Source organism: Alkalimonas collagenimarina (assembly GCF_030717845.1).
GTDB lineage: Bacteria > Pseudomonadota > Gammaproteobacteria > Enterobacterales > Alteromonadaceae > Alkalimonas > Alkalimonas collagenimarina.
In genome coordinates this window covers 1-1,439 of record NZ_JAUZVZ010000057.1, presented here as the reverse complement: position 1 = coordinate 1,439, position 1,439 = coordinate 1, and the positions used below count along the sequence as shown (strand labels likewise).

General features: G+C 45.9%; 1 protein-coding gene. It reads left to right on the top strand.

The features are described from left to right. The first annotated feature begins 97 nt into the window (after positions 1–97). Positions 98–1,429: an IS4 family transposase gene (locus Q3O60_RS17560; RefSeq protein ID WP_305895224.1), complete on the top strand. Its 1,332-nt coding sequence runs from the start codon at positions 98–100 to the stop codon at positions 1,427–1,429. The last annotated feature ends 10 nt before the right edge of the window (positions 1,430–1,439 follow it).

Here is a 1,439-nt window from a genome sequence, read left to right as displayed (position 1 = left end):
GTAATGCCGATCAGTTAAGAAAATTTTCGTGATCAGTTGACCGATCTTTTCAAGGCTTCAAAATCCGATATCAGGTAACTGATATCGGATTTTTTATATGCGTTTTGAAAGTGAATTGGCGGCAGCCTTTAACTCTTGCGGTACATTTCATACCTTTGAGAAGTATGCTGAGCTTCTTTCGCCAGAGCTTATACAGCAAGGCTTTGAGCAGGCTGGTGTTGCTACCATCCGTAAAAGACGGCTCCCTCTGGAAACAGTACTTTGGTCAATTATCGGTATGTCGTTATACCGTCAGAAGTCTGTCTGGGATATTGCCACTCAGATGGATATTATGCTGCCAGATAAAAAGCCATTGGTTGCACCGAGCGCCCTTGTTCAGGCCAGGCAGCGGTTGGGGGAAGATGCCGTTCGCGAAGTCTTCCGCGTGATGGCAAAGAAAAGCTATGAGTCCAATAAGTTTGAAACGTGGGCGGGTCTGAACCTGCTCGCAGTAGATGGTGTAGTATGGAGAACAGCAGACACACAGGAAAACCACGAGGTATTTGAAACACAGAGCAATCAACATCGGGAAAATACGTACCCGCAAGTTCGTATGGTTTGCCATATGGAAATAACCAGTCATCAACTCCTCAATAGTGCGTTTGCAGGTTATCGAACCAACGAGATGAAACTGGCGGAGCAGTTAATAGAGACCACACCAGACCACTCTCTGACCATCTTCGATAAAGGTTATTACTCGTTAGGTTTGCTGAATCGCTGGCATCAGGCAGGTGAACAACGACACTGGATGCTACCCGCCAGAAAAGACTTACAGTTCGAAGTCATCCGAAGTTTTAGTAAAAATGACAAGCACATACGCTTAACCAGTACGCCTCAGGCACGAAAAAACTTTACTGACTTGCCCGACTATGTGGACGCCAGACTCGTCACCAAAACAATCAAAGGGAAAACCTATCGTATACTGTCATCTATGGTTGATCCGATGCGCTTCCCAAGCGATGAAATGGTTGAGTTATATCGATATCGTTGGGAAATTGAGTTGGGCTACCGTGAAATGAAGCAGTCTTTACTCAACAATGAACATACGTTGAGAAGTAAACGTCCAGATATGATCCGACAAGAATTATGGGGGCTGCTGTTGTGCTACAACCTGATAAGACAAGGCATGACAGCCGCTGCAGGTAAGCTAAATAGCGTTTGGCCAAACCAACTGAGCTTCACGAGTTGCTCAATGGCAATCACTCACTTCTTCGTAACGGTATCGCTTAGTAGTCCAGGGAATATCCCAAAACAGTACGAGGCTCTGCTGACGCAGATGGGATACTTCAAGCTCCCAGAGCGCCGTGAGGACAGGAGTTACCCGCGGTGGGTAAAACCAAAACCAAAGAAATACCCAACCAAAAAGAAAAATGCCAGTCAGCTTAACTGACTGGCATTAC

Excerpts from the sequence above, each read along its gene's own strand:
- Q3O60_RS17560 (WP_305895224.1), top strand. The coding sequence starts at position 98 with ATGCGTTTTGAAAGTGAATTGGCGGCAGCCTTTAACTCTTGCGGTACA.